3 protein-coding genes are annotated in these 2648 nt (G+C 42.8%); all 3 read left to right on the top strand.

From position 1 onward, the window contains the following. Positions 1-323: 323 nt before the first annotated feature. Entirely contained in the window at positions 324-695 is a 372-nt protein-coding gene (locus tag ACTXGO_RS12200; RefSeq protein ID WP_443542393.1) for a prepilin-type N-terminal cleavage/methylation domain-containing protein, read from the top strand. Between the two features lie 150 nt (positions 696-845). Continuing rightward, positions 846-1223 carry a pilin gene (locus tag ACTXGO_RS12195; RefSeq protein ID WP_443542395.1) on the top strand — a complete coding sequence of 126 codons (378 nt, stop codon included), beginning with the start codon at positions 846-848 and terminating at the stop codon, positions 1221-1223. A 106-nt stretch (positions 1224-1329) separates the two neighbouring features. Continuing rightward, a partial coding sequence (locus ACTXGO_RS12190) for a fused MFS/spermidine synthase (protein ID WP_443574739.1) occupies positions 1330-2648 on the top strand: 1319 nt, incomplete at its 3' end.

Genomic DNA, 2648 nt, shown 5'->3' with positions numbered 1-2648 from the left:
ACTTATTGCGGGTCAGGTAGCGAATGGCAATAATGAATAAGTCATTGACAAAAAACGTCAGTAAATAGGATGCAAAACACAAGACAACTATCCGTACTGACAATTTTGAGTAAGTAATGGGTAACATAGGGTAGTATTTCGATGTTACTAGACTTAAATTTTTGATTTAACGACTATTTAAGAGCGTTCAAGACAAATACATATATACATAGAAGAGCATAGAGCTATAACTTGGCACGCTACATGCAACTATTATAATAAGAAAGCATTACCCCTATAACTGAAGATAAAGATATCTTCGTACTATCCCTAAAGGAGTTCCTATGAACGCTCAAAAAGGTTTTACCCTAATCGAACTAATGATCGTGGTTGCTATTATCGGTATCTTGGCTGCTATCGCTATTCCTGCTTATCAGAATTATACTAAACGTTCTGTTGATACTCAGTGCTTGGCAACTACTAAAAATTATACTGGTCAGTTGAACTTATATCTCAACGATCCAGCTCCAACAGATGATACCAAAGTAAGTAAAAAGCCTGCTATATTAAACTTCAATACAGCTAACTGCATCATTGCTGAACCAGCAGCTAATGCTACAGCAGTATTTGCTGAAGTTAAGAACGGTGAAAATAAAGAGGTGGAATGCACTTTAGCTTCAGGTCAATGTAAATTAAATGCAACAGCTACAACTTAATCTATGCAACTCATTATGAAGAAACCAAACGCCTTGTTTGGTTTTTTTATGCCCAAACCTGAAGTACAAAGTGTGGAACGATTATTATAAGGTGTTTGCGGTGATAGCAAATGCAGTAGCTAAACGAACATAATAGAGTTTGTCATTCATATGTATCCAACTTCAAGTTATTATACAGAAAAACAATCAGGCTTTACCTTAATCGAGTTGATGATTGTTGTTGCTGTTATTGGTATTTTGGCAGCTATTGCTATTCCTGCCTATCAAAGTTATGTAGGCAGAGCGTACAGTAATGCTTGTTTGTCAGAAGCGAGGAGCTATAGTATACAAGTTTATCTCGCTATTAACGATCCAAGGGTAGGTACATTGCCAGGAGCACCAGTTATTAGTTCTTGTCAGTCTATTACTAACGGTATTGGCTGGACGTCAGTTACACAACAAAAAATTATAGCTATTGCAAAATCTCCTTCTAATGCTCGTATAGAGTGCGATATCCCCAATGGGTCACCTTGTCGAGTTATCCCTTAATTCAAATCTCAAATAACTCTGTTCATCTCTACAAAATCACTCACCGTCCCATCTCACACAGAATAGTGTAAAATCATCACAAAATATTGTGCTGATGAGTCGTGCTATGCAAAACAAAGTCTTGGGTATCTGTCTAGTCATAGCGCTACTAGAGGGCTTTGCCGGTCTCGGTATCGAGATCTATGCCATTCGTATTTCCGCGACCTATATCGGCTCGTCGATCTCGATCACTGGTGTCATCCTCGCAATGGTGCTAATCGCTATCGCGGTGGGCTACTGGTATGGCGGACGCCTGTCACAAGATATCCATACACCAAGACAAGCGCTACTCAAGGCAGGACACGTCTTATCCTTGTCTGCCATTTCACACGCGATTGCTTGTATTATTCAATTACCACTACTGGCAGTGATGACTGCTAGCACGGATAGTCCCATCATAGCCGCTATCGGCGTCGGGTTATTATTCGGGGTAGGGTTAGCGTTTGGCTCGACCGCGATTCCACTGATTACCCAGTTTTTATCATTGAAATATAAAAGCTTGGACAATAATGGCAGTGTCGATGCAGGCAAGAACGCGGGGATGATGGTAGCGATTACCACCATCGGTAGTGTGCTTGGCTCGACGCTGACGCCGATTATACTACTGCCTTATATTGGCCTGATGAGTAGCTTGGCGCTATTTATCGCCGCCCTTGCGATCAGTAGCTATCTATGTACCAAGCTCGCTATACATATACATAGCGACGAGTCTACGAGCCCATCCGCGCCGACGCTCAACTATATGTTAGCGCTATCGGCGTTTGTAATGACCGCTGGCTTTATACTGTTGAACAAAACCGATACAGGCTATCAGACCGCGACGGGCGCTTGGTTTATCAACCAGACGGTTATCGATCATCAGCTGGCAGTGACCATCACTGATAAACCTGGACTGTCAACGAGTAGCTGCTGGATATATTTGCCCAAAAAGAACTGTCACTGGTATGGCAAGGTTACCGTAGAGGCTATCGATGAGATTGCACCCGAGACGCTTGTGTTCTTAGGCGGCGCGGGTATGGGGACACCTAGTGAGGTGGCGCATCATAATCCAGATATGGCGCTGACCGTTATCGATATTGACAAAGGCTTACCTAAGATTATCGAAGAACACTTTTTAAAAGCACCGATTGCGTCCAATATCAAGTTCATCGGCGATGATGCGCGCGGCTATTTGACGCGTAACGCGCAAGCACGTTATGACTTTATGCTGATTGATGCCTTTCAAGGGCGATTTGTCGCGAGTAACTTATATACCCTAGAGGCGCTGACTGGGTTTAAAGCCAATAGCCAATACATTATGGCAAACGTCATTGGCATGCCCAATAGCGAGCACGGCTACACCCAAACCATCTTAAAGAACTGGGTTGAAGTGTTTGGCGATTCCGC

It is taken from the genome of Psychrobacter sp. T6-1 (assembly GCF_052258445.1).
Note: the sequence above shows the minus strand (reverse complement) of the source record. Positions and strands in the feature narration are given on the sequence as shown.

Coding starts and splice junctions, on each gene's coding strand:
- ACTXGO_RS12195 (WP_443542395.1), top strand. CDS start 846: ATGTATCCAACTTCAAGTTATTATACAGAAAAACAATCAGGCTTTACC.
- ACTXGO_RS12200 (WP_443542393.1), top strand. CDS start 324: ATGAACGCTCAAAAAGGTTTTACCCTAATCGAACTAATGATCGTGGTT.